The organism is Niveibacterium microcysteis, from assembly GCF_017161445.1.
Classification (GTDB): Bacteria; Pseudomonadota; Gammaproteobacteria; order Burkholderiales; family Rhodocyclaceae; genus Niveibacterium; species Niveibacterium microcysteis.
This window is the reverse complement of sequence record NZ_CP071060.1, coordinates 603,596-629,581: the sequence shown is the minus strand read 5'-3', so window position 1 is coordinate 629,581 and position 25,986 is coordinate 603,596. Positions and strand designations below refer to the sequence as shown.

Below are 25,986 nucleotides of genomic sequence, written 5' to 3'. Positions count from 1 at the left end.
CCTTTCGCTGCGCCCATTCAGCCGCAATTTATGACCAAATTCGCTGGACCAGCCTGCGCAGCGCTTCTCGGGCAGGGTGCGCGAACACGCTGCGCGGCATTTATCCCAAGTTCATTTGCTGCAACGCAAAACGCGTTCTTGCCAACTGGATAGCTTTTTGTCATTTTTGGCGCTTAAAATCGCCAAACACAATCAAGACGCGACTTCACCACAAGCGAAGAATCCGCGACAGAGACAAAACCCGATCGCGCTCCAACAACGCGACCGTTCTTCCAGAGCGAGAACACAAGACATGAGCACGCAAACCCAGAGCTTCGAAGTCGGACATCGCGTCCGCATCGGTCACCTCGACGCCGGCGCTGCCGCCCGGCAGGCCTTTTTCAACGGACGCACGGGCACCCTGGTGCGCAAGAACCGCCTCGGCGGCAATGCGCGTGAAGCCATGTGGTACGTCAAGGTTGATCCGGACGAGGCCTGCGCTTCGCTGGAAGCGCTGTTCTACGCATCCGAACTCGAACCCGTCGCCTGAGTGCGCTGCACGGCCGTTCCGGCACACCGCAATTGAGTGCGCCGGAGCTGCCGTTGGTCTGCATGCGGAAACAAATCCCGGGAACAAAATCCGTTATTAGCACTCTCTAGCGTCGAGTGCTAACATTGTTCCAGAGGTAATTTGTTGGAGGTATGCAGATGACCACATCGCTGTCGTTCCCCGTCCCGTCCGCACTGGGCAGTCTGGATCAGTACGTTCAGGCGGCGAACCGGTTCCCGATCCTGACGGAAGCGCAGGAGCTTTCGCTCGCACGCAAACTGCGTGATGAACAGGATCTCGAGGCCGCGCGTCAGCTCGTGCTCTCGCACCTGCGGCTGGTGGTTTCGGTCGCCCGCAACTATCTCGGTTACGGCCTGCCGCACGGCGACCTGATCCAGGAAGGCAACGTCGGCCTGATGAAGGCCGTCAAACGCTACGACCCGGATCGCGGCGTACGTCTGGTGAGCTTTGCCATCCACTGGATCAAGGCCGAGATCCATGAGTACATTCTGAAGAACTGGCGCCTGGTGAAAATCGCTACCACCAAGGCGCAGCGCAAGCTGTTCTTCAACCTGCGCAGCATGAAGTCCGACAGCAGCACGCTGACCACCGGCGAAGTGGCCGAGATGGCGCGCGTGCTGGGCGTGAAGCCGGAAGAAGTGCGCGAGATGGAAACCCGCTTCTCGGGTGGTGATGTCGCGCTTGAACTGGGCCCGGAAGAGGATGACGACGGCCGGGTCGCGCCGATCGCCTATCTGGCCGACGCCAACGCCGAACCGACCGCCGTGCTCGAGGCGCGCGGCCGCGACCGCCTGCAAAGCGAAGGTTTGGAGAGCGCGCTGGAAGCGCTGGACGAACGTAGCCGCGCAATCATCCGCCGCCGCTGGCTGGCTGACGACGAAAGCGCGACGCTGCAAGAGCTGGCCTCCGAATACGGCGTCTCCGCCGAGCGTATTCGCCAGATCGAAGCCAAAGCACTGCAGAAGATGAAGGGCGCGCTGGCGGCTTACGTCTGACCCGGCTGCCAGGCCCTCCCAAATGACCAAGGCCCCGCAAGGGGCCTTGTCGTTTTCGCCCGCCCTACTCGCTTTGCTGCCCAGGGCGGCGCGGCCGATCCTGCTCCGGTCGCCCGTGTTCGCGTGGCTCGTGCGCGCGATTGCCGCCGCCTTCAGGCGCGCGCGGCGCCTGCGGGCCGACGGCCGGCATCGCCTGGCGATCGGCGCGCGGTTCTACCGGCCGCCCTTCCGGCACGCGCGGGCGTGGCGCCGCGTGCTGCGCCTCTGCGCCGGACACGCCCGACACCCCTGGCATGGGCATCGAGCGCGGCGGATTGCCGTGCGGCTGCGGCGCTGCCGGCTGTTCGCTGCCCGGTGCGGGCGGCCAACGCCGGGGCGGCGCCCCCTCGCTGCCGCGCGGCATCACTGCCGAATCGGAACGGCTCGCCTCGCCCCCTTGCCTCGGCATGCCCGGTACGACGCCGGGCTGGTTCTGTTGTGGCCCGATGTTAGGCATGCCCGGCTGGCGCTGCGGCGGCGCGGATTGTGGCCGCACGTCGCGCTCGATCGGTATCGTTGGCATCGGGGCGCTACGCGTTGGCGGTGCCGCCGGGGCTGGCCGATCAACCGGCGCTGGCGGCGCGGCACGCTCGCCGCCCCAGCCCTGCGGCGCCCGACGCGGATCGCCGATCGGATAGCGCGGCAGGTCACCGCGCTGCGGATCCCCCGGAATACGAGGCGGCATCGACTGCGGCCCCGGCCCGCCGGACGGGCGCGGATCCGGTACTGGCATGTCACCCCCGCCCGGACCGCGCGGCGGACGCGGCGTGACGCCCGGCGGTGGGGGCGGCGCGCCACCGATCGGCAAGTGCCGAATGACATCCGTGTTCACCCCGCCCTGACCATGCTGTATCGGGCGTTGGCGGAAGAAGTCGTCACGCGACACAAAGGTTGCGGCGTCGCGCTGCGCGCCATAGCGGTAGTCGATCGGCCGGCGCGGGTAGTCGCCATTCGGGCCGCCCGGCATCGGCGGCATGCGTGTGACGTGCGTGATGTTGATACGCTGGATGTAGGTCTCGCTGTAGGTGTAGACCGGGCGGTACACCTCGAAGGGCGCAAGCGGGAACCAACCGACGACCGGGCCGAGACGAACACTGATCGAGAAGCCCGGCGCGCCACCGTAAAAGCCGACCAGCGCCGGCGCATAGACCGGCCGCGCAACATAGCTGCCCGGTGCCCACCCCCAGCGCCCACCGATCATGATCCAGCGGCCATAGTGGAAGGGCGCAAAGCCCCAGGGGGCGTCGTCGATCCAGGTCCAGCCCCAAGGTGCCACCCACGCCCAGTGGCCGTAACGGTAAGGCGCCCAACCGGGCGCCACCGCCACCGGGTACCACAGCGGGCCGTAGCGGCTGTCTTCCTCCCAGCGGCCGTGACCATCCAGCGCTTCGATGCCGGTCATCTCGGGCGACACATAGCGGCTCGACGCAAGCCGATCCTGTTCGCGGTCACGACGCTCGGCCCATTCATCAAAGCTGCTGCGACCAGCTTCTTCCGACGCCACAAGGCGCAGCGCTACCGCATCCAACTCAACGCGTTGGCCGGCAAGCACGGTAAGCCGCTCGGCAATTCCGCTGACACGCGCACGGCCGGCAAACACGGAGACCCAGGCACGGCGTGAGCCAGGGTCGTACTCCAGAGCATAGTCGCCCGCGCGTTGCGCCTCGACACGCACACCACCGGCACTCATCACGAGCTGATCGTCATCCGGCAGGCTGCGCAGGCGCACACGTGCCACGCCGCGTCGCACTTCAAGCGCGATGGCTGCATCGTCGACGCGGTCAAAATTGAGTTGTGAATCGGCATCCAGCCGAACCGAAGTACTCCCGATACGGACTTCTGCGCGACCATCCGTCGCGGTCCAGAGCCCGATGCCGGACGTTACCGGCATGTTCACATTGATCGGTGCCCAGTCCTGACTATCGGCTGTCCATGCCTCGATCCGACCTTCGACATAGCTGACCCGGCCGACCCGCCCCGGCGGGTCCGGCACCTCGGCCGATGCCTGCGCCATGAGGCAGAGCGCGCCGATGAGCGCACACACCCAACGCAAGCCGCCGTCTGCTCGCCACTCCCGCATGAAAGCCCCCAACGCGCCGCGCGCGTACCAGAATCGCCACGCCGACTTGGCGGGCGTACACGCTCAACGCCTCACTGTTCAGCGTAGCTGACGGCGGCGGGGCTGCGAGTTGTAACAGTCGGTGAAGCTTACTTGCCCGCGATCAGGAGGCGCAGATCGTCGGCGATGTTCTGCGGTGTCTCGCCGTGGCGGATGTACAGCCGCAAACGACCCTGCGGATCGTAGGCATAGGTGCCGGCAGTGTGATCCACCGTGTAGTTGCCGCCCGCGATGTCCCCCTGCTTCTGCGCGAAGATGCGGAAGTCTTTCATCACACGCTCGGTCGTTGCGGCATCACCCCGCAGGCCGAGGAAAGTGGGGTGGAAGGCGGGCATGTATTCGGACAGCAGTTGCTGGGTATCGCGCTCCGGATCAACCGTGACGAAGACCACCTGCAGGCGCTCGCCATCGGCCCCCAGCAGCTTCACGACCTGAGCCATCGTCGAGAGATTGGTCGGGCAGACGTCCGGGCATTGGGTGTAGCCAAAGAAGACGGTGACCGCCTTGCCCTTGAATTCGGCGAGCGTGCGCGGTTTGCCATGCTGGTCGGTCAGCGTAAAGGCTTTCGCATAGTCCGCCCCGGTGATGTCGGTGGCGTGGAATTTCGGGGCGTCAGAAACGCCGCAGCCGCCTAACAGGGCGGCTGCGAGCACGGCAAGAAAGCGGCGGCGCATCACAGGTAGTGGTCGATCAGCAGGGCGGCGAACAGCGCTGAAAGATACACGATCGAATAGCGGAAGGCGCGCCGCGCCAGTGCGTCCGAGTAGTCCACCCAGAGTCGCCAGCCATAGCGGATGAAGCCAGCGCCCAGACCGACAGCGGCGACGAGGTAGGGCAAGCCGCTCATCTTGGTCGCATACGGCAGCAGCGTTACCGCGAACAGGATCAGGGTGTAGAGCAGCACCTGCAAGCGGGTGTATTCCGAACCGTGGGTTACCGGCAGCATCGGCAAACCGGCGCGGGCGTACTCCTGGGTCCGGTACAAGGCGAGCGCCCAGAAGTGAGGCGGCGTCCAAGCGAAGATGATCAGGAACAGGAGGCAGGCATCGGCCGAGACCTCACCGGTCACCGCGGCCCAGCCGAGCACCGGCGGCATCGCCCCCGATGCGCCACCGATCACGATGTTCTGCGGTGTGTAGGGCTTCAGCAGCACGGTGTAGATCACCGCATAGCCGACGAAGGTCGCGAGTGTCAGCCACATGGTCAGGGGGTTGACCGCCTGCCACAGCACGGTCAGACCGAAGCCGCCCAGCAGGCCCGAGAACGCCAGCGTCTCAGCCGGTGTCAGCACGCCGCGCGGCAGCGGTCGTGCGCGCGTGCGCGCCATCACGGCGTCGATCTTCTGCTCGATGAGGCAATTGATCGCGGCCGCCGCGCCAGCCACGCAAGCGATCCCCAGCGTGGCGGCGATCACCGTCGCGGCATTGGGTAGCCCCCCTGGCACCGCGAGGAACATGCCGATCACCGCGCAGAACACGATCAACAGGTTGACGCGGAATTTCGTCAGCGCACCGAAGGCGCGCAAACGATCGGCCAGTGGCTGAGCAAATTCAAGCGAGAGCGTTCTCATTCAGGCACCTCCCCCGACGCACCACCACGGCACGCGGCCGCACGGCGTGATTGATCCGGACCATCACCAGCACCAGCACCAAAGCGCCGGCGTTATGCATCACCGCAAGCGGCAGTGGCAGGCTCAACAGTACGTTGGCCGCACCGAGCGAAATCTGCAGCACCAGCGCTGCAAGCAGCAGCGCACCGAGCCCGCGCGTTGCGGTACGCCGCAGCAGCGCAATCGCCAGCGCGGCAAGCAAGGCCCCCGCCACCAGCGCTCCGCCACGATGACTCAGGTGAATCGCGGTCAACGCCGCGTTTGAGAGCAGATCACCGCTGGCTGTCATGCCCAGTTCGCGCACGAGGTGGAACGCATTGTGGAAGTCGGTCTCCGGCCACCACTGGCCGTGACAGGTTGGCAGATCGGCGCACGCCAGTGCCGCGTAGTTCGTGCTCACCCAGCCGCCGAGAACGACCTGGCACGCAAGCGCGAGAAACGCAGCTCGGGCAAGCCAGGCTTGCGCCGGCGGTACGTCGATGCGGCGCAAGCCCGCCAGCCGGCAGGCAAGCCACGCGAGCAGCGCCGCGGTGGTCATGCCGCCGATCAGGTGACCGCTGACAATCGCGGGTTTCAGCAGGAGCGTGACCGTCCATTTGCCCAGGAGCCCCTGAAAGATCACCACGCCAACAATGGCCGCAGCAAGACCCAGCGGCGCGCCCTCGCGACGGCGGCGCCAGGTCAGCATCGCAATGCCGAGGATCATCAGACCAAGCGTTGCCGCCAGATAGCGATGAACCATCTCCTTCCAGGCCTTGGGCATCGACACCGGCCCCTGTGGCGCGTCGGCCTGCGCGGCAGAGATCGCTTCGGCCGCGTGATGCGGACTCAATTGGCCATAGCAACCGGGCCAATCCGGGCAGCCGAGACCCGCATCCGACAGCCGGACGTAGGCGCCCAGCACGATCACGATGCAGGCCAGAGAGAGGGCGGCGAGAACGAGTCTGCGCAACATGCCGTTCAGCCCAGCCGCGAGTACTTCAGGATGCGGGTCAGATCCTTGATGATCCGCTTCGGCTCAGGCTGTGCCGGGTAACGCATCATCCGGTTGCCCAGCGGGTCGACCATCTCGATCCGCCCTGCTGGCGCCGCGGCGGCCTCGGCGCGCACCACGCGCAGCCCCGGATGCTCTGCGAGCAATTCGGCACTGGGCGCGCTGCCGTCGGTCACGAGCCAGACCCGCTCGACGCGCTCCATCTCCTTGCCCTGTGCTGTGCGCACCTGACGCATGATCCAGAGGTCGTGCCGGCAGGCGGCGTCGCACGCCGCTGGCGCGGCGTAGACCATCACCCAGCGGCCCTTCAGGCTTGCAGGTTCGATCGCAGCGCCGCCGAGCTCGACCATTCGGCCCGGTTGCCACGGCGCTGGCTGCAGCAGCTCGCCGTAGTTGGCGCCCGTCGGCGCTCTGCCGAACCAGTAGAGCGTGTAGCTTGCGATGACCGGGGCGGCACAGACCGCGCCAATCAGCAGCAAGGTGCGGCGGGCGTCAGGCTTCATCACGTCGCAAACTCCTCCATCCAAACCACAGCGTCAGCCCCGCAGCGAGGGCTGCGAGCAAGAACCATTGCAGCGCGTACCCGCGGTGCTTCTCCGGCCCGAACGCAGGTGGCGCCCACTCGCGCACGAGGCCATCACCCACATTGCTTTCGAGTTGCAGCACCAGCGGGTAGACCTTTGCTGCGCCTGCCCACCGCTGCATCTGGGCAACATCGATGCGCGACCACAGCGCGTCGCGGGCATCGCCGCCCGCGAGCGTGTAGCCGCCGGTCGCAGGCTGCACCGCCACCCCGATCAGTGCCTGTGCCGCGCCGCTTGGCAATGACGGCAATGGCAACTGACGACGATCGCCCGGCATGGGCGCCCAACCCCTGTTTACGAACAGCCAGCTGCCGTCGGCGAGCGCGAGCGGCGTAAGCACATGGACGCCTGCGCGGCCGGCGTGGGTTCGGTTGTCGATCCAGACGGTGCGGTCGATCAACCACTTCCCGCTCACCACCACACGAGCGCCGTCGTAGTGCGCCGCGTCGGCAGACGGTGGTAGCGGCTGTGCCGAACCTGCTGCAGCATGGGCAGCGGCGAGCGCTGCCTTGAACTCGGCACGCTGCAATTGCCAGCGCCCCAAACCCAGACACAGCACGCAGAACGCCAGGCCAGTCAGCAGTGCCAGCGCGCGGCGCAGCGACGCACGCCGGCTGGCCGACGCCGCCGGGGCTGAACTACACTGCGTGACAACCATTCCGGAGTGAGACATGCGCGTTCTGGTGATCGTGTTTCTGGTGCTGATCGTGGCAAGCCTGGCTTCCGCGCTGGGCTTCCTGCTCAAGGACCGCGGTGCCGGTCAGCGCACCGCGATGGCCTTGTCGATTCGGGTTGGCATGTCCTTGCTGCTATTCCTGTTGCTGATGGCGAGCTATCACTTCGGCCTGATCAACGGCAGGCTCTGAGTCCCCCCGCAGTCAAAGCCAGTAGACGACGACGAACAGGAACAGCCACACGACGTCGACGAAGTGCCAGTACCAGGCCACCGCCTCGAAGGCGAAGTGGCGTTCTGCCGTGAAGTGCCCCTTGATGCTGCGTGCGAGGATCACGATCAGCATCGTTGCGCCGATCGTCACATGCATGCCGTGGAAGCCGGTGAGCATGAAGAAGGTGGAGCCATAAATGCCGGACGCCAGCGTGAGGTTCATCTCCGCGTAGGCATGGTGATACTCATACGCCTGCAGGCACAGGAAGATCACGCCGAGCAGCACGGTCAGCGCGAGCCCATTGATCAGCTGGCCGCGAGCGCCCTTCAACAATCCCCAATGCGCCCACGTCAGCGTGACGCCGGAACTGAGCAGGATCGCAGTATTGATGGCCGGAATACCCCACGCGGCCATCGGCGTGAAGGCCTCTTCCGCATAAGGGCCGGCATTGGGCCAGGCACTCTTGAACCCGTCCCACAGCATCGCGGACTTGCCGGAACCTAGCTCAGGCAAGGCCAGCACGCGAACATAGAAGAGCACGCCGAAGAAGGCCGCAAAGAACATCACCTCCGAAAAGATGAACCAGCCCATGCTCCAGCGGAACGAACGGTCGACCTGTGCGCCGTACTTGCCGCCTTCGGATTCGCGCACCACCTGGCCGAACCAGCCGAACAGCATGTAGATCAGCGTCGCGAAACCGGCCGCCACCATCCAAGAGCCAGGCGATACCCGGTTGAGCCACATCGCCGCACCCGCACCGATCAGCAACAAGGCGGCGGAGCCGAAGATCGGAAAGCGTGAGGGCTCGGGTACGAAATACTTTTCGAGCGTGGAGCTCATCTGTGCGTCTCCCTGTCGATGCTGTTTTATGTCGGCGCCTTCAAGGCGACGCCGTAACCCATGACACAACCATCACGAGTGTGAAGATGAACAACGCACCCGCGATCAAGCCCGCCACCACCACCGCAAGCGGATTCAGCGAACTCGCGTCTTGCTGATAATCCTGTCGTTTGCGCACACCGATGAACGACCACAACACCGCACGCAGCGTTGCCAGGAAGCCAGCCCGCGGCGTCGCCGTCACCCGGCCCGCCCCGCAGCGGCCACAGGCGCAGCGCCTTCCACCTCGAAGAAGGTGTACGACAAGGTCACGGTATTCACTTCAGCCGGCAGCGCCGCGTCCACCACGAAAACCACCGGCATGACTCGGCGCTCGTGTGGCGCCAGGGTCTGCTGCTGGAAACAGAAGCACTCGAGCTTCTTCACGTACTGCGCGGCGACGCGTGGCCCATAGCTCGGGATCGCTTGCCCCACCACCGTTTTGTCCGTGGTGTTCTCGAGCACGTAATCCACCCGCACCAGTGCGCCGGGGTGCGTGCTCACACTCGACTGCTGCGGCGAGAAGCGCCACGGCAACGCGTGGGTGTTGGCGTCGAACTCGACGATCAACGTGCGCGAGGCATCGACCTGGCTGTTGGCCGCCTGCGCATCCGCCTTCATCAGGCGATTGATGCCAGTGACCTCACAGATCGTGTTGTAGAACGGCACCAGAAGAAAGCCGAAACCGAACATCGCGACCGCAGCCACGGCCAGCCGCAGCAGCAGACGACGATTCTCGGAGGCGCGTTCCAGTGAGCTCATTGGTGGTTCTGCAGCCAGTACTTGAGCATCACGCCGAAGAAGAACACCAGGGCGATCGATCCCAGCCCCAGTGCCGTCTTCAGGTTGCTGCGCGTTGCGCTCCGCTTGGCCATGTTGCGACTCACTTGACCTGAGGCGGCTCTTCAAAGGTGTGGTACGGCGCCGGCGACGGCACCGTCCACTCAAGCCCCTCGGCACCATCCCAAGGCTTGGCTGCGGCCTTCTCGCCACCGCGCACACACTTGATGACCGTGAAGAGGAAGATCAGCTGTGAAAGCCCGAACCCGAAGGCGCCGATCGTGGCGATGGCATTGAAGTCCGCGAACATCGGGTTGTAGTCCGGAATGCGCCGCGGCATGCCGGCCAGGCCGAGGAAGTGCATCGGGAAGAAGGTGATGTTGAAGAAGATGATCGAGCACCAGAAGTGCAGCTTGCCGAGGCGCTCGTCATACATGTGCCCGGTCCATTTCGGCAGCCAGTAGTAGGCGCCGGAGAACAGCGCGAACAGTGAGCCGGCCACCAGCACATAGTGGAAGTGCGCCACGACGTAATACGTATCCTGGATCTGGATGTCGATCGGCGCGATCGCGCAGATCAGCCCGGTGAATCCGCCCATCGTGAACACGAACAGGAAGCCGACCGAGAACAGCATCGGCGCCTCAAAGGTCATCGAGCCGCGCCACATCGTCGCGACCCAATTGAACACTTTCACGCCCGTCGGCACCGCAATCAGCATCGTTGCGTACATGAAGAACAACTGGCCGGTCGCGGGCATGCCGGTCGTGAACATGTGGTGTGCCCACACCATGAAGGAGAGAATTGCGATCGACGCCGTCGCGTAGACCATCGAGGCATAGCCGAACAGGGGCTTGCGCGCAAAGGTCGGAATCACCTGCGAGACGATGCCGAAGGCCGGCAGGATCATGATGTACACCTCGGGGTGCCCGAAGAACCAGAACACATGCTGGTAGAGCACCGGATCACCGCCACCGGCCGCGTTGAAGAAGCTGGTACCGAAGTGCCGATCCGTGAGGATCATCGTCACGGCCCCCGCCAGCACCGGCATCACGGCGATCAGCAGGTAGGCGGTGATCAGCCAGGTCCAGCAGAACAGCGGCATCTTCATCAGCGTCATGCCAGGGGCGCGCATATTCAGCACCGTGACGACGATGTTGATGGCGCCCATGATCGAGCTGATGCCCATGATGTGGACCGCGAAGATCGCCATGTCCATGCCCATGCCCATCTGGATCGACAGCGGCGCGTAAAGCGTCCAGCCAGCCGCCGATGCTCCGCCCGGCACGAAGAACGACCCCACCAACAGGATCGCAGCCGGCGGCAACAGCCAGAAGCTCCAGTTGTTCATCCGCGCGAAGGCCATGTCGCTCGCGCCGATCATCAGCGGGATCTGCCAGTTCGCGAAGCCGACGAAGGCCGGCATGATCGCGCCGAATACCATCACCAGCCCGTGCATGGTGGTGAGCTGGTTGAAAAACTCCGGCTGCACCACCTGCAGGCCAGGTTGAAAGAGTTCGGCACGGATCGTCAGCGCCATCACGCCCCCGGAGAGGAACATGATGAAGCTGAAGATCAGGTACATCGTGCCGATGTCCTTGTGATTCGTGGTTTGAATCCAGCGCATCAACCCGCTCGGGTGATGGTGGTCATGTCCGTGTTCCAGGCCGTGTGGGACCGCACTCATGCTCTAGCTCCTGTCTCGGAATCGGTGCGTGATCAACCGGCCGCGGCCGTGTTGGCAGATGCCTGCGGGGCCGCGGGCTGCGCTTCAGCGGCCATGCGTTTCTTCTGCGCCGCAACCCATTCGGCGTACTTCGCAGCAGACACCACATGCACCTCGATCGGCATGAAGCCATGCTCCTTGCCGCACAGTTCGGCGCAGTTGCCGCGATACACGCCCTCCTTCTCGGCACGGAACCAGGTGTCGCGGATGAAGCCGGGGATCGCGTCCTGCTTCACGCCAAAGGCCGGCACCCACCAGGCGTGGATCACATCGTTCGCGGTGGTGAGGATGCGGATCTTCTTGCCCACCGGCACGACCACCGGGTTATCGACTTCGAGCAGGTAGTTGGCGCCCTTGGCCGCCCCGCCTTCGATCTGGTCGCGCGGCGTGGACAGCGTGGAGATGAAGCGCACGCCCTCGCCCTCGCCCTTGAGGTAGTCGTAACCCCACATCCACTGGTAGCCGGTGGCCTTGATCGTGATGTCCGGGTTTGACGTGTCCTTCATCGAGATCACCGTCTTCGTCGCCGGGTAGGCCATGCCGAGCAGAATCAGCACCGGCACGACAGTCCAGGCAATCTCGACCGCTGTGTTCTCGTGGAAATGGGCTGCAACCGCGCCCTTCGATTTGCGGTGCCGGAACACCGACCAGAACATCACGCCGAAGACACCGACGAAGATCACCAGGCAGATCACGAGCATCATCGAATGCATGCCGTAGATCTGTTCGGCAATGCCGGTGACAGGGGGCTGGAGGTTGTAACGTGCGTCGGCTGCCGACGCGGCGTTGGCGACAAACGCCATTGCCAGTGGAACTGATGCGCGAGTGGTATGCCTCATGGGTCCTCGAAAAACACCGGATGAGTGCTGCTTCTGACGACAGCTTTGCAGTCCGTGAGCACCCGACCTCGCGACGCCTCACACGACCGCTTGCCGCAACTCCAACTCCCGCGCGGGGGAACGACGCCCTTTCGGGCCGCCCCGCCGCGTTCGGTTTTGATGGTGCCACAGCGAGGGCGCTCGCAGCAACAAATGTTGATTCATATCAATGTGTTGCATTGCCGCACATGCTGCATCGCCATATCCATCTGCCTGAACACACACCGCTTACGCAGCACAGAAAAACAAAAGGCGCCCGAAGGCGCCTTTTCTCTCTGCGTGCAAGGGGTCAAGCGACAGCCAGCGCATCCAGCAACTTCTGATGGACACCGCCGAAGCCCCCGTTGCTCATCACGAGGACATGGTCGCCGGGTGCGGATTGCTGCACCACAGCACGCACAAGTTCATCGATCGACTCAAAGGTGCGTGCCCTCTCGCCCAGCAGATTCAATGCCTCGGCCGGATCCCAGCCGAGTTTGTTCGCATAGCAATAGACAAAATCCGCCTGCGTGAGGCTTGGCGCCAAACGATCCTTCATCGTGCCGAGCTTCATCGTGTTGGAACGCGGCTCCAGCACGGCGAGGATGCGCCCTTGCGGCTGCCGCCGGCGCAAGCCTTCAACGGTGGTTTGGATCGCAGTCGGGTGATGAGCAAAATCGTCATACACCGTAACGCCGCGCACGACGCCACGCACTTCGAGCCGCCTCTTGATGCCCTTGAAGCCCGCGAGCGCGGCAATCGCATCCTGCGGGCGCACGCCGACATGGCGAGCCGCCGCAATCGCCGCCAGCGCATTGGCGCGGTTGTGCGCTCCAGCCAGCGGCATCTCGGCACGCCCGATCTCGTTGCCATGAAGAGAAAACACCGCCTCCGACACCGAATCACCCTCTCGCGCGTGCCACGCACCCGCGTCGTCAAACCATTCGAGCTCGCTCCAGCAACCGCGGTCGATCACGCGTCGCAGACTCGCCTCGGCCCCGTTGGCCACGATGCGACCAAGGCGCGGAATCGTGCGCACCAAGTGATGGAACTGGGTTTCGATCGCGGCCAGGTCGGGGAATATGTCTGCGTGGTCGTACTCAAGATTGTTCAGGATCACCGTGCGCGGGCGGTAATGAACAAACTTCGAGCGCTTGTCGCAGAAAGCGGTGTCGTACTCATCGGCTTCGATGACGAAGAAGGGCGACTCGGTCAACCGCGCCGACACGCCAAAGTCCTGCGGCACCCCACCAACCAGAAAGCCGGGATTGAGCCCGGCGGACTCCAGCAGATAGGCCAGCAGCGACGTGGTGGTGGTCTTGCCATGCGTGCCCGCAACCGCCAGCACCCACTTGCCCGGCAGGATGTGCTCAGCCAGCCACTGCGGCCCGGAGGTGTAGGGCAAGCCGCGATCCAGAATCGCTTCGAGCAGCGGATTGCCCCGCGACACCGCGTTGCCCACCACATACATATCTGCCGCCTGATCCAGCTGCGACGGATCGAAGCCTTCGATCAGGCCAATCCCCTGTTCCGCCAGTTGCGTGCTCATCGGCGGATAAACATTGGCATCGCAGCCAGTGACGCGATGGCCTGCAGCGCGGGCAAGCAAGGCAATGCCGCCCATGAAGGTGCCGCAGATACCAAGAATGTGAATATGCATCAGGGACGGCGCAGCCGGGAGACCGCGCGGGGTGTGGTTAGAATAGGCTCAATTGTAGCCGAGGCCCCGCGCCCAACCCCGATGCCGCTCGATGCACCGCCCCCGCGCAGTTCGCTGCGCCAGAACGTCGCCGCACTGGCAGCCCGCCTGATGGCCGAAGACGGCATATCCGATTACGGCCTCGCCAAACGGAAGGCTGCGCGCCAACTCGGCGTCACCGAGGGCGAAGCGATGCCGAACAACGCCGAGATCGACGCCGCATTGCGCGAGTATCAGGCGCTCTACCCCGACGACGAGCATGAGGAACGCCTGGAAACCATGCGCGAAACCGCCTGCGAGGTCATGCGGCTGCTCGCCCCCTGGCGCCCCGCCCTGACCGGCGCGGTGCTCGACGGCTCGGCGAATGGATTCTCGGAAGTCGAAATCGACCTGTTCGCCGACAGCGCCAAGGAAGTCGAGATCTTCCTGCTGAACCAGGCGCTCGACTATGAACACCGCGAAGTGCGCCGGCCAGGCCCGGAGTCGCCCGAGGCGATCCTCGCGTTTGAATGGGACGAAGTGCCGGTCAAGCTCTGCGTGTTCGGCCCGCTGGCGGAACGCATTCCGCGCCGCAACGGTTCGGACCGCGCCAAGCTGCCCGCAGTGGAAGCCCTGCTCACTTCACCGGCACAGCGCGAAGAATGAACCCCACCACTCGACGCGCCCTCGCAGCGGCGCTGATCATCGGTGTATCCGCCATTGCCGGCTACGCGGGCTGGCGCACCCAGCGCCATGTCGACCAAGCAACACCCGCACCGAAAATCAGCGACAGCGCACTCCGGCAGCTGATGGCATTGCAACTGCCCGACTCGGACGGCCGACCTCAGGCCCTCCAGCAATGGCAGGGCAAAGTGCTCGTCATCAACTTCTGGGCGACCTGGTGCCCACCCTGCCGCAAGGAAATGCCCTTGCTGGATGCGGCGCAACGCAAATGGGCGGACAAGGGTGTGCAAATCGTTGGCATCGGCATCGACGAAGCCGACGCGATTCACAACTATGCAGTCACGAACAAGCTTGCGTTCCCGCTGCTGGTCGGCGGCGCGGAACTGGTCGACCTCACCGTCGCGCTCGGCAACGCAGCGCAAGGACTTCCGTTTTCAGTCGTGATCGGGCCAGACGGCCGCGTTGCACAAACCAAGCTCGGTGCATTCAAGGACGATGCGCTGGAGAAACTGCTGCAGGAACTCGCCCCGCGTTGATCTGGCGGCCGCCGCGCTTGCAAAGTGCGGCATCGAGTGGCATCGTGCAGCGAACTCGCCGCATGAGGCTGGCCGACTATTTTCGTCGGTTCCTGCCTCGACGGTAGTCATCTTCGTCGATTTCCGGCAAACTTGTCGGTTATGGCGACCTCCAATCGCAAATCGAAGCGCACTTCTGCTGCACCGCCGCAGCGCCGCATCCTCGTGCTGCACGGGCCGAACCTGAACCTGCTCGGCACGCGCGAGCCGGAGGTGTACGGCCGCACGACGCTGGCGGACATCCACGACATGCTCTCGGCGCGCTCGCGTGCCGATGGCGTGCTGCTCGAATCCTTCCAGAGCAATCACGAAGGCGAGCTGATCGACCGTGTACAAGCTGCGCGCAGCGAAGGGATCGACTTCATCCTGATCAATCCGGGTGGTTACACCCACACCAGCGTCGCGTTGCGCGACGCTTTCTCCGCGGTGCAGATCCCGTTCATCGAGGTGCACCTGTCGAACATTCACGCCCGCGAGCCTTTCCGGCATCACTCCTATTTTTCGGAGATCGCGGTGGGCGTGATTTGCGGACTCGGCGCCCAGGGCTACGCGCTCGCGCTCGAGTACGCACTCAACCGCATTCGCGAAAACTAAGCCGTCACCGCCTCCCCAGACAAATGGCGGGCCGGCATCCACGTGAGGGAGCAATAAATTGGACCTGAGAAAACTCAAGAAGCTGATCGACCTCGTCCAGGAGTCAGGCATTTCTGAACTGGAAGTGACCGAGGGCGAAGAAAAAGTCCGCATCGCGAAGCATCTCGGCGCACCGAGTGGTGCCGCCCCGGCACAGTACTACGCGGCGCCGGCCCCGGTTGCCGCAGCACCGGCACCGGCCGCACCCGCCGCGCCGGCAGAAGCCGCGCAGCCGGACGGCCATGTCGTCAAGTCACCGATGGTCGGCACCTTCTATCGGACCTCGGCCCCCGGAGCGAAACCCTTCGTCGAGCTCGGTCAGTCGGTTTCGAGCGGCGACACGCTGTGCATCATCGAGGCGATGAAACTGATGAACGAGATCGAGTCCGATGCAACGGGCACGATCAAGGCGATCCTGGTCGAAAACGGCCAGCCGGTCGAATACGGCCAGCCGCTGTTCGTGATCGGTTAAGGGTTCGGGCGCGAGCCCTTCCCCCTACCGACCCTATTCACCTTTCACGGACACTGCCTCATGTTTGAAAAAGTCCTGATTGCCAACCGGGGCGAGATCGCGCTGCGCGTGTTGCGCGCCTGCCGCGAGCTTGGCATCCGCACGGTTGCAGTGCACTCCGAGGCCGACATCTCGGCCAAGTACGTCAAGCTGGCCGATGAGTCGGTCTGCATTGGCCCGGCCGCCTCGGCGCAGAGCTATCTGAACGTGCCGGCGATCATCGCCGCCGCGGAAGTGACCGACGCCGAAGCAATTCACCCGGGTTACGGCTTCCTGTCGGAAAACGCCGATTTCGCTGAGCGCGTCGAAAAATCCGGCTTCGTGTTCATCGGTCCGCGCCCCGACACCATCCGCCTGATGGGCGACAAGGTTTCGGCCAAGCAGGCGATGATCGAAGCAGGCGTGCCTTGCGTGCCCGGTTCGGGCGGCGCACTGCCGGACGACCCGAAGGAAATCACCAAGATCGCCCGCGCGATCGGCTTCCCGGTCATCATCAAGGCGGCCGGTGGTGGCGGTGGCCGCGGCATGCGCGTGGTGCATACAGAAGGCGCGCTGATCCAGTCGGTTACGATGACCCGTACCGAAGCACAGGCGGCCTTCAGCAACCCGACCGTCTACATGGAAAAGTATCTGGAGAATCCGCGCCACGTGGAGATCCAGATCCTCGCCGATCAGCACGGCAATGCGATCTACCTTGGCGAGCGCGATTGCTCGATGCAGCGCCGCCACCAGAAGGTGATCGAAGAAGCGCCTGCGCCCGGCATCGATCGCAAGCTGATCGAAAAGGTCGGCAAGAGCTGTGTCGACGCCTGCAAGCGCATCGGCTATCGCGGCGCCGGCACCTTCGAGTTCCTGTACGAGAACGGCGAGTTCTTCTTCATCGAGATGAACACCCGCGTTCAGGTGGAGCACCCGGTGACCGAGATGATCACCGGCATCGACATCGTGCAGGAGCAGATCCGCGTCGCATTTGGCGAGAAGCTGCGCTATACGCAGAAGGACGTCGTACTGCGCGGTCACGCGATGGAGTGCCGCATCAACGCCGAAGACCCGTTCAAGTTCACGCCGTCTCCCGGCAAGATCACCAACTGGCACACGCCGGGCGGCCCCGGTATCCGCGTGGACTCGCATGTGTACAACGGCTACACGATCCCGCCGAACTACGATTCGATGATCGGCAAGGTGATTTCGTACGGCGACACACGCGAGCAGGCAATCCGCCGGTTGCGCATCGCGCTGTCCGAGATGCTGGTCGAAGGCATCAAGACCAACATTCCGCTGCACCAGGAACTGCTGCATGACGGCAACTTCATGCGCGGCGGCACCAGCATTCACTATCTCGAAGCGAAGCTGGCGAAGAAAGACTGAGGAACACGACGATGTGGCTGCAGGTTGCCGTTCAGGCGGATGAAGCGCATGCGGAAACGCTTTCCGAAGCGCTGATGGACGCGGGAGCGTTGTCGGTGTCGATCGATGACGCCGATGCCGGCACGCCTGACGAGGTGCCGCAGTTCGGCGAGCCGGGCCATCCGGCCCAGCCCTTGTGGCAACACAGCCGCGTCGTCGCGTTGTTCGATCGTGATGTCGAGCTGGCGGTAGCGCTCGCCGAAGCGGCGGCGCAGGCCGGCCTCGATGCGGTACCGCCATTCACCGTCGAAGAGGTCGCCGAACAAGACTGGGTGCGTCTGACGCAAAGCCAGTTCGATCCGATCGAGATCGATCCCCGCCTGTGGATCGTGCCGTCGTGGCATGTGGCACCGAACCCTGACGCGATCAACATCGAGATGGATCCGGGCCTCGCATTCGGCACCGGCTCGCACCCGACCACCCGACTGTGCCTGCAGTGGGTGCTCGACAACATTCCCGCCGGCTGCAGCGTGCTCGACTACGGCTGCGGCTCCGGCATCCTCGCGATCGCGGCGGCCAAGGTCGGCGCGGGCAAGGTTGTCGGCATCGACATCGACGAACGCGCGCTCGAAAGCACGCGCGACAACGCCGAGCGCAACGGCGTGTCGATCGAGGTGGTGCATAGCGGCACACCGGTTACGGCCCGCTACGACCGCGTGATCGCGAACATTCTGACCAACCCGCTGTGCGTGCTCGCCCCCGCCATTGCGGCCTGTGTCGCAGACGGCGGCAAGCTGGTGCTCTCCGGCGTGCTGGAACCACAAGCCGAGCAGGTCATCGCCGCATACGCCCCCTACATCGCGCTCAAAGTCGGCGCGACACATGAGGGCTGGGTGCGCCTGGAGGGTCAGCGCTAATGCTGATGACGCGCTGCCCGCACTGCGGCACCGCGTTCCGGGTCAAACCCGAGCAGCTCCGCGCGCGCGGCGGGCGGGTGCGCTGCGGCCACTGCCAAGCCCCCTTCTCTGCGCTCGAATCCCTGATCGATTCGCCGCCGGCGCCGCAAGGCACCGAGGATGCGAACACCGAAGCGGCGGTCACGACCTCGCCCGCGACGCCCGCGAGTACACCTGCACCTGCACCTGCACCTGCACCTGCACCTGCACCTGCACCTGCCAGCGTGACGCCGTCGCCCGCGGTTGTGACAACGCCTCCGCGCGTCGCCGCGCCAGTCGAGCCGCCGAAAGCGCCACTCGCGGTGAACTCGGCACTCGCCACACATCGCACCAGTTCCTGGGCCGGCACCTCGGCCACCGAGATCGTTCCGCCGATGCCGGAGCTCGATCCCGCCGCGCCGCGACGCAGCAGCTACGAGCTCGATTTCGACCTCGATGCCGACGTGCCCGCGACCGCCACGCCGGCCCCCGTTGCGCCACCCGCCACGGCCGACTTCATCCGGCCCGCGCGCGACGACGAGAAAACGACACTCACGTTCGACTGGCGCACCGGCGGCGACATCCCGGGCGGGCATGGCGGTGCAGCACAAGCACATGAGGCGGAAGTCGACCTCGCCGCTTCTGACTGGCACAGCGAGCCGGTTGAGCGAGTCCCGGTCGAATCCCTGTCGGAAGTACCGCTCGAGGCAGAAGAACTCGCACCCGCGGACGAAGACGACGCGCCGGTCTTTGTTACCGCCTACGCTTCACCTGCAGGGGTGACACAAGAACCGAGCTGGCCGACCGAGGTGCACGAACTCGATGCCATCGAGGAAGACCGCTTTGCCCCGCTGCCCGAGCCGGCCGTTGCCAGCGCCGCCGTGGTGGGGGACGACCTGCATACGGTACCGGGCGAGCCCGAGCTGATCGAGCACGTCGACGACGAAGATGAGCCGCCGCATGAGGCTGCGCAGCAGTTCGCCTGGGAAAAGCCGCGGACCCCGAAATCCGTCAGCTGGATGTGGGGCATTTCGATTTTTGTACTGTTCGCCGGCGTTGTCGCCCAAGGACTGCTTTGGGCTAGGCACGACATCGCGCGTGAGCTGCCCGAGACCCGGCCATTGTTCGAGGCGGCCTGCGCGAAGCTGGGCTGCGCAATGCCGTGGCCGCGCGTGTCGTCGCAGATCAGTATCGACGCCTCGGATCTTCATCCTCGCCCAGGCAAGGACGGCCAGTTTGAATTGAGCGGCACACTCCGCAACAAAGCGGCATTCAGCCAGTCTTACCCGCACATCGAGGTTACGCTCACCGATGTGTTCAATCGTGCGCTGGTCCGCCGCGCGCTACCGCCTGAGGAATGGCTGCCGCCGAATCTGCAGCACACGCAGGCCTTTGCAGCGGGCAGCGACGTGTCCTTCACGCTCTATCTGGACGCAACCGGCCAGAAGGCCACCGGCTACAAGCTCTACGCCTTCTACCCCTGACCGCCATTTGCGGCGGCGCAACAAATCCCGCTTATACAACAATCGGAAAGATGAATTGGTGCTCCCTTTAAGGCGGAGTAGTCTTTGTGCTGTGCACAAAAGCATAACAAGGCACGCAGTACAACTACCCTGGGGGTACAGATCATGAGTGAAAACGCTCTCGAAGTTTTTGAAGTCTCCAACGGTTCGGTGCGCGTCTTCGGTGGCGTCTATGCCGCCAATGATGGCTTCTTCGCCGAAATCCACGAACAGCGTGACGGGTCGATCCGCCGCGTCGACAAGTCCGACATGCTGCCTTCGCACGAGATCGCGGTGGCATGGATGCAGAGCCGGCCCTGGTTCAAGCACTCCGCCGCCTGATTCCGCCCCTCGCCCGACATCCGGGCGCCCTGACGTAATGGCCACCAAACGGTGGCCATTATTCATTTTGGGTCCCCGATAGAAAAAACTATCGACATATCAAAAGCTTGAATTTGTTAGCTGCTTTGGCTGCGACTAGAATTCAACTCAGCAGTAAAGCAAAAAGAAAGGAATAGTCATGGCCCCCCTACCGCTTGACGTGATGGAAACCGGCACCGGTCGCAACTGCGTATTCGGTGGTGTGTATGCCGCGAACGACGGCTTCTTTGCAGAGATCCACGAACAGAAAGACGGCCGCGTCCGTTTGATCGCGAAGTCGAGCAGCATGCCGACCCGCGAGATCGCGGTGGCATGGATGCGCACCCGCTGCCAGGCAAACTAAAGATCTCCCCCGCTGGGCGAGCTTAACGCGCGCACCGGCACAAGCACCGAGACAGGTGCAAAGCAAACAGGGCCAAACGGCCCTGTTTGTCTTTTTGGGTCGGCGTGCGCGATATGCGCTCAAGGAGCGTCGGCAGCCCGCCACAGGTACCAGCAGGCAACGCTGCGCCAAGGCGCCCAGCACTGTCCCGCCGCGCGAAGTTCGCTGGCGCTTGGCAAGCGATCCTGGCCATAGGCTCGGGCATAGCCTGCACGAATGCCGTAGTCGTCGAGCGGCAGCACGTCGATACGGCCCAGCGTGAAGATCAGGAACATCTCCGCCGTCCAGCGCCCGACGCCTCGCACGGCTGTGAGCCGCATCACGATCGCATCGCTGGACAAGCGCTCGAGTTCGCCACTCGCCATCGGCACGACACCTTCCAGCGCCTTGGCGGCGAGGTCACGCAGATAAGCTTGCTTCTGCCTTGAAAGTCCGGCCGAACGAAGTTGCTCATCGCTCGCAGCGAGCACCGCAGCTGGCGGCGGGAATGCGTGCTCGGGAAACAGCGCGAGGAAGCGGCGATGAATCGTCTCCGCAGCCCTGCCGGCAAGTTGCTGGTACATCACCGCCGTAGCCAGCGCCTCATACGGCGAACGAGCGGGGTCGGGCGCCAACAGACAGCGGCCATGGCGTGCTATCAGCGCAGCCAGCACCGGATCCGCCGCCGCAAGCCCACGCTCGGCGGCACGCAGCCGGCGCGGCGTGATCAGAATCGGCTTGGTCACGCGCGCAAGGGGCTGCGCAGGAAACTCGTCAGCGGGCCCGAATCGTCTTCGGAAATCGGTGACGGTACTTCCGCTGGCGGCTGCCAGCCTTCGACGCGATTGCCGCCCGCTTGCCGCGCACTCACCAAGGCAAGATCGGCGCGACGCAACACGGCATGCGACCGCTCACCGACCATGCAGTCGGCAACGCCAATGCTGACACTCACGGCGATCGCGCCATCAGCAAGCACGAAAGGCTCCTCGCCGATCGCCTGGCGCACACGTTCTGCCAGGACATGCGCCTCGCCCACATTCGTATCGGGCAGAAGGATGCAGAACTCGTCGCCACCGAAGCGTCCGCAGACATCGTCCGCACGGGCGACACCGATAATCCGCTTTGCCACTTCAAGCAGCACCCTGTCGCCGGTGGCGGCACCAAAACCGGCATCGATATCACCGAAGCGGTCTACGTTGATCATCACAACGCTGTAGGGGCGCCCGCTCCGCAGCCAGCGCGCGTGCTGGCGAGCCAGCAGTTCGGTGAGAGACAGACGGTTCGCGAGTCCGGTGAGATCGTCGATGCGCGCAAGCCGGGCCAGCTGAGATGAGACACGGATGTTCGCCCAGAGCAGGCAGCCGAACGAGAACACAATCGACAGCACGCTGACACCGGCATAGCAGAGCACGCGCGTGGTCGCATCGTTGGCATTCAGACCGCCGGGCAACAAGTTTGCGGCGATGCGGGTGCAGAAGATACCGCCAAGTCCGGTCGCGGCCAGCAGGATCACGACGCGAGCGGATTGCTCCTCGACAGCACCAGGGCCGAGCACACGCAACGCGATCGCACCGCTGGCCAAAACCAGCAGACCCGACATCAAGGTCACTCGGATCGTCGCCTGCATGCCCTCGCCCGCAAAACCAAAGCTGATGACCAGGCCCGCCAGTGCGGCGAGCGGCACCAGCCACAGGCGGGCCTCGGCGCCATCAAAACGGCGTACGCCTTCGAGGAAGGCAACAAAACCGGCGAGCACGCCGGCATTGAACACGGCACGCCCGCCGGGCAAGCCGATCCACATCAGGCCGACCAGTGCGATCAGGCCGGTCGCCACAAGACTCATACCAAGGCACCAGAGGTCACCGCCGGGCACCTCGCTCCGCCGGCGAATCGTCAACGTCAGCACCAGTGCCAGGGCGGTGTGAATGGCGGCCGCCATGATCGCCATCGTCGGTTCGTGAAACTGCATGGTGACGCTCCTTCCCAGCCTCGCTGACGGGCATGTATCACCTGCCGTCGCGCCGCCTCACCCGATCATTGCAATCCGGTCATGCTACGCCCGGCGTTTCGCTTGCGAGCGAGAAATTCGTCAAACCTGCCGACAAACGGCTGGCGGCGATCAATCCCGCGGGCGCCGTACCAATCCAGCCAGGCGCGCGCCGATCAGCAAGCCCAGCCCCATCGCGCCCACCACGAAGCAGGCCTTGAAGAAGCACGCGAAAGTCGCGGCCAGTTGCGCCGCATCAGCATGCGCGCCTTCACGCGCGATCTGCATCGCGCCGGCGATGCCTTGGTAGATGAACACGCCGGGCATCATCGGTACTGCGCCAGCAAAGGCCACGGCGGCAAAAGGCAGACGCATGCGGTCAACCGCAACGTTGGCCATTGCCCCGATCGCGAGGCAGGCAAACAAGGTCGCGATCTCCTGCGACACGCCGTTGTGCATGGCGACGTAGCGGATGCCGTGGCCCACCATGCCACACAGGATCGATGTCCAGAGCACACGCCAGGGTTCGTTGTAGAACGCGCCGAAGCCACAGGCCGCCACGCCCGCCAGAAGTACGTCGACCAGCAAGGTGATGTTGGCGTCTGGCGAGGGCACCGCGGACACGGTGGTCATGCCCAGCGTCAGCCAGCCGCCCAGGAAGACGCCGAGTGCCGCCGCAACGAGGATCCCCGTGGCCAGCCCGAGGCGTGCGATCCCGGTCTGCATGTGGTTTTCCAGCATGTCGTAGAGGCCATTGATCAGATGTGGCCCCGGCACCAGCATCAACGCGGGCACCATCAGGCAGAACCCCGGTGTGGCGGTCCATCCGGCACGGATCACCAGCCCGCCGAGGATCGAGCCGATCAGGGCCGCGGTGAACGGCATGGCGAACAGCACGACATGCCGTTTCGCGAGTTCCTGGCGCGCCAGCAGGCCAAGCCCTGAGGACACGCCACTCACGGCGACCGCCCCCCAATCCGCTTGCAGCAAGCGCGCCAGCGCTGCGGCTGCAACGCCGAAAATGCAGGCGAGCAGCCAGCGGTTATGGCGCACGGCACGGCGCTCGATCGACTCCAACTCTGCAGTTGCTTCGGCCAACCCGATGCGGCCTTCGCACACCTCATCGATCACCCGATTGACGACCGAGCTGACGGCCACGTTGATGCGCAGCTCGGGGGCTTGCGCGTGGAACTGTTGCCCGCCGGGCGAAAAGAGCGTGACGCCGCGGTAGCTGACGAAGACCAGGATATCGAGGCCAAGGTGCGACGCCGCGCGGAGCAATTTCCGCCGCAGCAGTTCAGCGCGCATGTTGTATTCACAGAGCAATCGCGCAGCGAGAACAAGAAACCGCATCGCCGGCAAAACATCGGCTGCGGGAATGGGAGTGGCGTGCTGGGCTTGGGCAGTATTCATCGTGTGACCTCTGCTGGCGCCCGCGTGGTTGCGGGGCCGGATCGCTGCCGGATGAGCAGCGTGGCAATCGTAGCGGATGCGGCGCGACAGCCACGCCGGATCGGTCAACTCCGGCCTTCGATGCGGGAAACGCTGGACAGCGCGTCCGCCGCAACTATGCTATTCGAATCCCCCCGACCGACGAGGGTACGTGGCACAACTGCGCACCCCGACTCTCCAGCCCGACAGAGAAGGAGTTACCCATGGTGTTTCGCAAACGTCAGCTTGTGGTCTCAATCGCAGTCGCACTGTCCAGCGTTGGCGCCGCCTCGGCGCAGGAAGCATCCGCCCCGGCGGTCAAACGCGCCCAGATCCATCTGCAGAACTTCGGCGCAAACGTGCAGGCATCCGAAGGCGATCAGTTCATCGCACGCGGCACGATTACCGATGCCGACGGTAGTGAGCATGTCCGCTTCGACCGCACCTACAAGGGGCTGCGCGTGATCGGCGGCGACATCGTCGTGCATTCGAATGCGCGCGGACAAGCGCAGCGCTTCAGCCACACGATGGCGACACGGCATCAGATCGACACCCGCCCGACGCTCGACGACCTCGCGGCCACGGCCGTCGCGGAATCGGCATTCCGCGGGCAGCGCGACGGCGCCTCGCGCAGCGAGCAGGTGATCTTCGCGCGCGGCAGCCAACCCACGCTCGCCTATGAAATAGTGACGACCGGCACGGCACCCGACGGCACACCCAGCGTGATGCACACCTTCATCGACGCCCACGGTGGCCAAGTGCTCGACAAGTGGGACGAGATCGAAACAGCCGCCACCTTGGGCACCGGCAAGAGCCTGTTCGACGGCTCCGTTTCGCTGACCACCGACAGCCAGAGCACTGGCGGCTACGCCTTGCGTGACCCCTCGCGTGGCAACCACTACACCACCAACCTGAAGAACCGCACCAGCGGCGGCACGATCTTCACCGACGCCGACAACGTGTGGGGCGACGGCACCACCGCCGACACCGCCACCGCGGCCGTCGACGCCACCTTCGGGCAGAACGTCACCTGGGATTACTACAAGAATGTGCACGGTCGCAACGGCATTGCGAACGATGGACGTGGCGCCTATTCGCGGGTGCATTACAGCCGCAAGTATGTGAACGCGTTCTGGAGCGACTCCTGCTTCTGCATGACTTACGGCGACGGTGATGGCACCAGCTACTATCCGCTCACCTCGCTCGACGTGGCCGGCCACGAGATGACGCACGGCGTCACCAGCCGTTCGGCCAACCTCACCTACTCGGGTGAATCAGGCGGCCTGAACGAAGCAACGTCGGACATCTTCGGCACGCTGGTGGAGTTCTATGCCAGCAACGCATCGGACCCAGGCGACTATCTGATCGGCGAGAAGATCTTCGTCGCGAACAAGGGCGTCAGCAACCCGACCAAGGCGCTGCGCTACATGTTCAAGCCAAGCCTTGATGGCTCATCGCCCGATTGCTACAGCAGCACGCTGGGTTCGCTCGACGTGCACTATTCGTCCGGCGTGGCGAACCACTTCTTCTACCTGCTCGCCGAGGGCGCCAAGGTGCCGACCGGCTTCAACCTGTCGGCCTCACAACTGGTCTGCAATGCAGATACCGGGCTCACTGCGATCGGGCGCGATGCGGCAGGCAAGATCTGGTACCGCGCGCTCACGGTGTACATGACGTCCAACACCAACTACAAGGGCGCCCGCACCGCAACGCTCAGCGCGGCGGCGGACCTCTTCGGGGCAAGCTCTGCGCAATACGCCGCCGTGGCACGCGCTTGGTCGGCCGTCAGTGTGAATTGAACCTCGCACACCGGCGCGCACGGCGCTGGTTACGCAAAACGCCCGGCGGCCACGATCGCGCCGGGCGTTTTTGCATGAATTTGCCAAGCTGGTCTGGTGCAACGCGCACACTTGCGGTACGAATCACCCCTCCAGGGCTCCACCGT

Annotated in this window: 28 protein-coding genes; 13 read left to right on the top strand and 15 right to left on the bottom strand. The window is 64.5% G+C overall.

Features of this window, described 5'->3' with window-relative positions; genetic code table 11:
- Positions 1-292: 292 nt before the first annotated feature.
- Both JY500_RS02895 and rpoH read left to right on the top strand, forming a co-directional pair.
- Positions 293-529 carry a hypothetical protein gene (locus JY500_RS02895; protein ID WP_172201060.1) on the top strand — a complete coding sequence of 79 codons (237 nt, stop codon included), beginning with the start codon at positions 293-295 and terminating at the stop codon, positions 527-529.
- Positions 530-687: 158 nt separating this feature from the next.
- The gene (gene rpoH, locus JY500_RS02890) at positions 688-1,545 is read left to right on the top strand and encodes an RNA polymerase sigma factor RpoH (protein ID WP_172201062.1); all 858 of its coding nucleotides are present in this window, start codon (positions 688-690) and stop codon (positions 1,543-1,545) included.
- 64 nt (positions 1,546-1,609) lie between these two features.
- On the opposite strand, the gene JY500_RS02885 is transcribed toward rpoH, so the two are convergent.
- From JY500_RS02885 to JY500_RS02860, 6 genes are all read right to left on the bottom strand, one after another.
- A complete protein-coding gene (locus JY500_RS02885) occupies positions 1,610-3,664 on the bottom strand; it encodes a FecR family protein (RefSeq protein WP_206255019.1) in 2,055 nt (684 codons plus the stop codon).
- Between the two features lie 128 nt (positions 3,665-3,792).
- Positions 3,793-4,377 carry an SCO family protein gene (locus JY500_RS02880; protein WP_206255018.1) on the bottom strand — a complete coding sequence of 195 codons (585 nt, stop codon included), beginning with the start codon at positions 4,375-4,377 and terminating at the stop codon, positions 3,793-3,795.
- Complete coding sequence (gene cyoE, locus JY500_RS02875; RefSeq protein WP_172201067.1) at positions 4,377-5,273, bottom strand: heme o synthase; 897 nt, start codon at positions 5,271-5,273, stop codon at positions 4,377-4,379. The genes JY500_RS02880 and cyoE overlap by 1 nt, the downstream gene beginning before the upstream one ends.
- Positions 5,254-6,267: a COX15/CtaA family protein gene (locus tag JY500_RS02870; protein WP_206255017.1), complete on the bottom strand. Its 1,014-nt coding sequence runs from the start codon at positions 6,265-6,267 to the stop codon at positions 5,254-5,256. Before JY500_RS02870 ends, cyoE begins: the two co-directional genes overlap by 20 nt.
- A 5-nt stretch (positions 6,268-6,272) precedes the next feature.
- Positions 6,273-6,809: a hypothetical protein gene (locus tag JY500_RS02865; protein ID WP_206255016.1), complete on the bottom strand. Its 537-nt coding sequence runs from the start codon at positions 6,807-6,809 to the stop codon at positions 6,273-6,275.
- Positions 6,799-7,563 carry an SURF1 family protein gene (locus tag JY500_RS02860; RefSeq protein ID WP_246479770.1) on the bottom strand — a complete coding sequence of 255 codons (765 nt, stop codon included), beginning with the start codon at positions 7,561-7,563 and terminating at the stop codon, positions 6,799-6,801. Before JY500_RS02860 ends, JY500_RS02865 begins: the two co-directional genes overlap by 11 nt.
- On the opposite strand from JY500_RS02860, the gene JY500_RS02855 reads away from it, so the two are divergent.
- The gene (locus tag JY500_RS02855) at positions 7,562-7,756 is read left to right on the top strand and encodes a DUF2909 domain-containing protein (protein WP_172201071.1); all 195 of its coding nucleotides are present in this window, start codon (positions 7,562-7,564) and stop codon (positions 7,754-7,756) included. The genes JY500_RS02860 and JY500_RS02855 overlap by 2 nt on opposite strands.
- A 12-nt stretch (positions 7,757-7,768) precedes the next feature.
- Here the strand turns inward: JY500_RS02855 and JY500_RS02850 are convergent, their stop codons facing one another.
- From JY500_RS02850 to mpl, 6 genes are all read right to left on the bottom strand, one after another.
- Positions 7,769-8,617 (bottom strand): cytochrome c oxidase subunit 3, encoded by an 849-nt coding sequence (locus JY500_RS02850; protein ID WP_172201073.1) that lies wholly within the window; start codon positions 8,615-8,617, stop codon positions 7,769-7,771.
- Positions 8,618-8,657: 40 nt separating this feature from the next.
- On the bottom strand, positions 8,658-8,861 hold the full coding sequence (locus JY500_RS02845) for a DUF2970 domain-containing protein (RefSeq protein ID WP_172201075.1): 204 nt from the start codon (positions 8,859-8,861) through the stop codon (positions 8,658-8,660).
- Positions 8,858-9,418 carry a cytochrome c oxidase assembly protein gene (locus tag JY500_RS02840; RefSeq protein ID WP_206255015.1) on the bottom strand — a complete coding sequence of 187 codons (561 nt, stop codon included), beginning with the start codon at positions 9,416-9,418 and terminating at the stop codon, positions 8,858-8,860. The genes JY500_RS02845 and JY500_RS02840 overlap by 4 nt, the downstream gene beginning before the upstream one ends.
- A gap of 121 nt (positions 9,419-9,539) precedes the next feature.
- On the bottom strand, positions 9,540-11,120 hold the full coding sequence (gene ctaD, locus JY500_RS02835) for a cytochrome c oxidase subunit I (RefSeq protein WP_172201079.1): 1,581 nt from the start codon (positions 11,118-11,120) through the stop codon (positions 9,540-9,542).
- 32 nt (positions 11,121-11,152) lie between these two features.
- Positions 11,153-11,998: a cytochrome c oxidase subunit II gene (gene coxB / locus JY500_RS02830; RefSeq protein ID WP_206255014.1), complete on the bottom strand. Its 846-nt coding sequence runs from the start codon at positions 11,996-11,998 to the stop codon at positions 11,153-11,155.
- 328 nt (positions 11,999-12,326) lie between these two features.
- On the bottom strand, positions 12,327-13,676 hold the full coding sequence (gene mpl / locus JY500_RS02825; protein WP_206255013.1) for a UDP-N-acetylmuramate:L-alanyl-gamma-D-glutamyl-meso-diaminopimelate ligase: 1,350 nt from the start codon (positions 13,674-13,676) through the stop codon (positions 12,327-12,329).
- Positions 13,677-13,757: 81 nt separating this feature from the next.
- Here mpl and JY500_RS02820 point away from each other — a divergent pair, with 81 nt between their 5' ends.
- The 9 genes from JY500_RS02820 to JY500_RS02780 all read left to right on the top strand — a co-directional run bounded on the left by JY500_RS02820 (position 13,758) and on the right by JY500_RS02780 (position 20,605).
- Complete coding sequence (locus JY500_RS02820; protein WP_206255012.1) at positions 13,758-14,360, top strand: hypothetical protein; 603 nt, start codon at positions 13,758-13,760, stop codon at positions 14,358-14,360.
- The gene (locus JY500_RS02815; protein WP_206255011.1) at positions 14,357-14,914 is read left to right on the top strand and encodes a peroxiredoxin family protein; all 558 of its coding nucleotides are present in this window, start codon (positions 14,357-14,359) and stop codon (positions 14,912-14,914) included. The genes JY500_RS02820 and JY500_RS02815 overlap by 4 nt, the downstream gene beginning before the upstream one ends.
- A gap of 141 nt (positions 14,915-15,055) precedes the next feature.
- Positions 15,056-15,547, top strand: a complete 492-nt coding sequence (gene aroQ / locus JY500_RS02810) for a type II 3-dehydroquinate dehydratase (RefSeq protein ID WP_172201089.1) — start codon at positions 15,056-15,058, stop codon at positions 15,545-15,547.
- A 58-nt stretch (positions 15,548-15,605) separates the two neighbouring features.
- Entirely contained in the window at positions 15,606-16,058 is a 453-nt protein-coding gene (gene accB, locus JY500_RS02805) for an acetyl-CoA carboxylase biotin carboxyl carrier protein (protein WP_172201091.1), read from the top strand.
- A gap of 60 nt (positions 16,059-16,118) precedes the next feature.
- Positions 16,119-17,465 carry an acetyl-CoA carboxylase biotin carboxylase subunit gene (gene accC, locus JY500_RS02800; protein ID WP_172201093.1) on the top strand — a complete coding sequence of 449 codons (1,347 nt, stop codon included), beginning with the start codon at positions 16,119-16,121 and terminating at the stop codon, positions 17,463-17,465.
- Between the two features lie 11 nt (positions 17,466-17,476).
- Positions 17,477-18,361, top strand: coding sequence for a 50S ribosomal protein L11 methyltransferase (gene prmA / locus JY500_RS02795; protein WP_172201095.1), 885 nt, complete (start codon positions 17,477-17,479; stop codon positions 18,359-18,361).
- Positions 18,361-19,863, top strand: coding sequence for a DUF3426 domain-containing protein (locus JY500_RS02790; protein WP_206255010.1), 1,503 nt, complete (start codon positions 18,361-18,363; stop codon positions 19,861-19,863). The genes prmA and JY500_RS02790 overlap by 1 nt, the downstream gene beginning before the upstream one ends.
- A 144-nt stretch (positions 19,864-20,007) precedes the next feature.
- Positions 20,008-20,223, top strand: coding sequence for a hypothetical protein (locus JY500_RS02785; RefSeq protein WP_172201099.1), 216 nt, complete (start codon positions 20,008-20,010; stop codon positions 20,221-20,223).
- Between the two features lie 178 nt (positions 20,224-20,401).
- On the top strand, positions 20,402-20,605 hold the full coding sequence (locus tag JY500_RS02780; protein ID WP_172201101.1) for a hypothetical protein: 204 nt from the start codon (positions 20,402-20,404) through the stop codon (positions 20,603-20,605).
- 119 nt (positions 20,606-20,724) lie between these two features.
- Here JY500_RS02780 and JY500_RS02775 read toward each other — a convergent pair whose 3' ends face one another.
- From JY500_RS02775 to JY500_RS02765, 3 genes are all read right to left on the bottom strand, one after another.
- A complete protein-coding gene (locus JY500_RS02775) occupies positions 20,725-21,369 on the bottom strand; it encodes a DNA-3-methyladenine glycosylase family protein (protein WP_206255009.1) in 645 nt (214 codons plus the stop codon).
- The gene (locus JY500_RS02770) at positions 21,366-22,592 is read right to left on the bottom strand and encodes a GGDEF domain-containing protein (protein ID WP_206255008.1); all 1,227 of its coding nucleotides are present in this window, start codon (positions 22,590-22,592) and stop codon (positions 21,366-21,368) included. Before JY500_RS02770 ends, JY500_RS02775 begins: the two co-directional genes overlap by 4 nt.
- Before the next feature lie 150 nt (positions 22,593-22,742).
- A complete protein-coding gene (locus JY500_RS02765; RefSeq protein ID WP_281391259.1) occupies positions 22,743-23,963 on the bottom strand; it encodes a threonine/serine exporter family protein in 1,221 nt (406 codons plus the stop codon).
- Positions 23,964-24,265: 302 nt separating this feature from the next.
- On the opposite strand from JY500_RS02765, the gene JY500_RS02760 reads away from it, so the two are divergent.
- Entirely contained in the window at positions 24,266-25,840 is a 1,575-nt protein-coding gene (locus JY500_RS02760) for a M4 family metallopeptidase (protein WP_206255006.1), read from the top strand.
- Positions 25,841-25,986 lie beyond the last annotated feature (146 nt).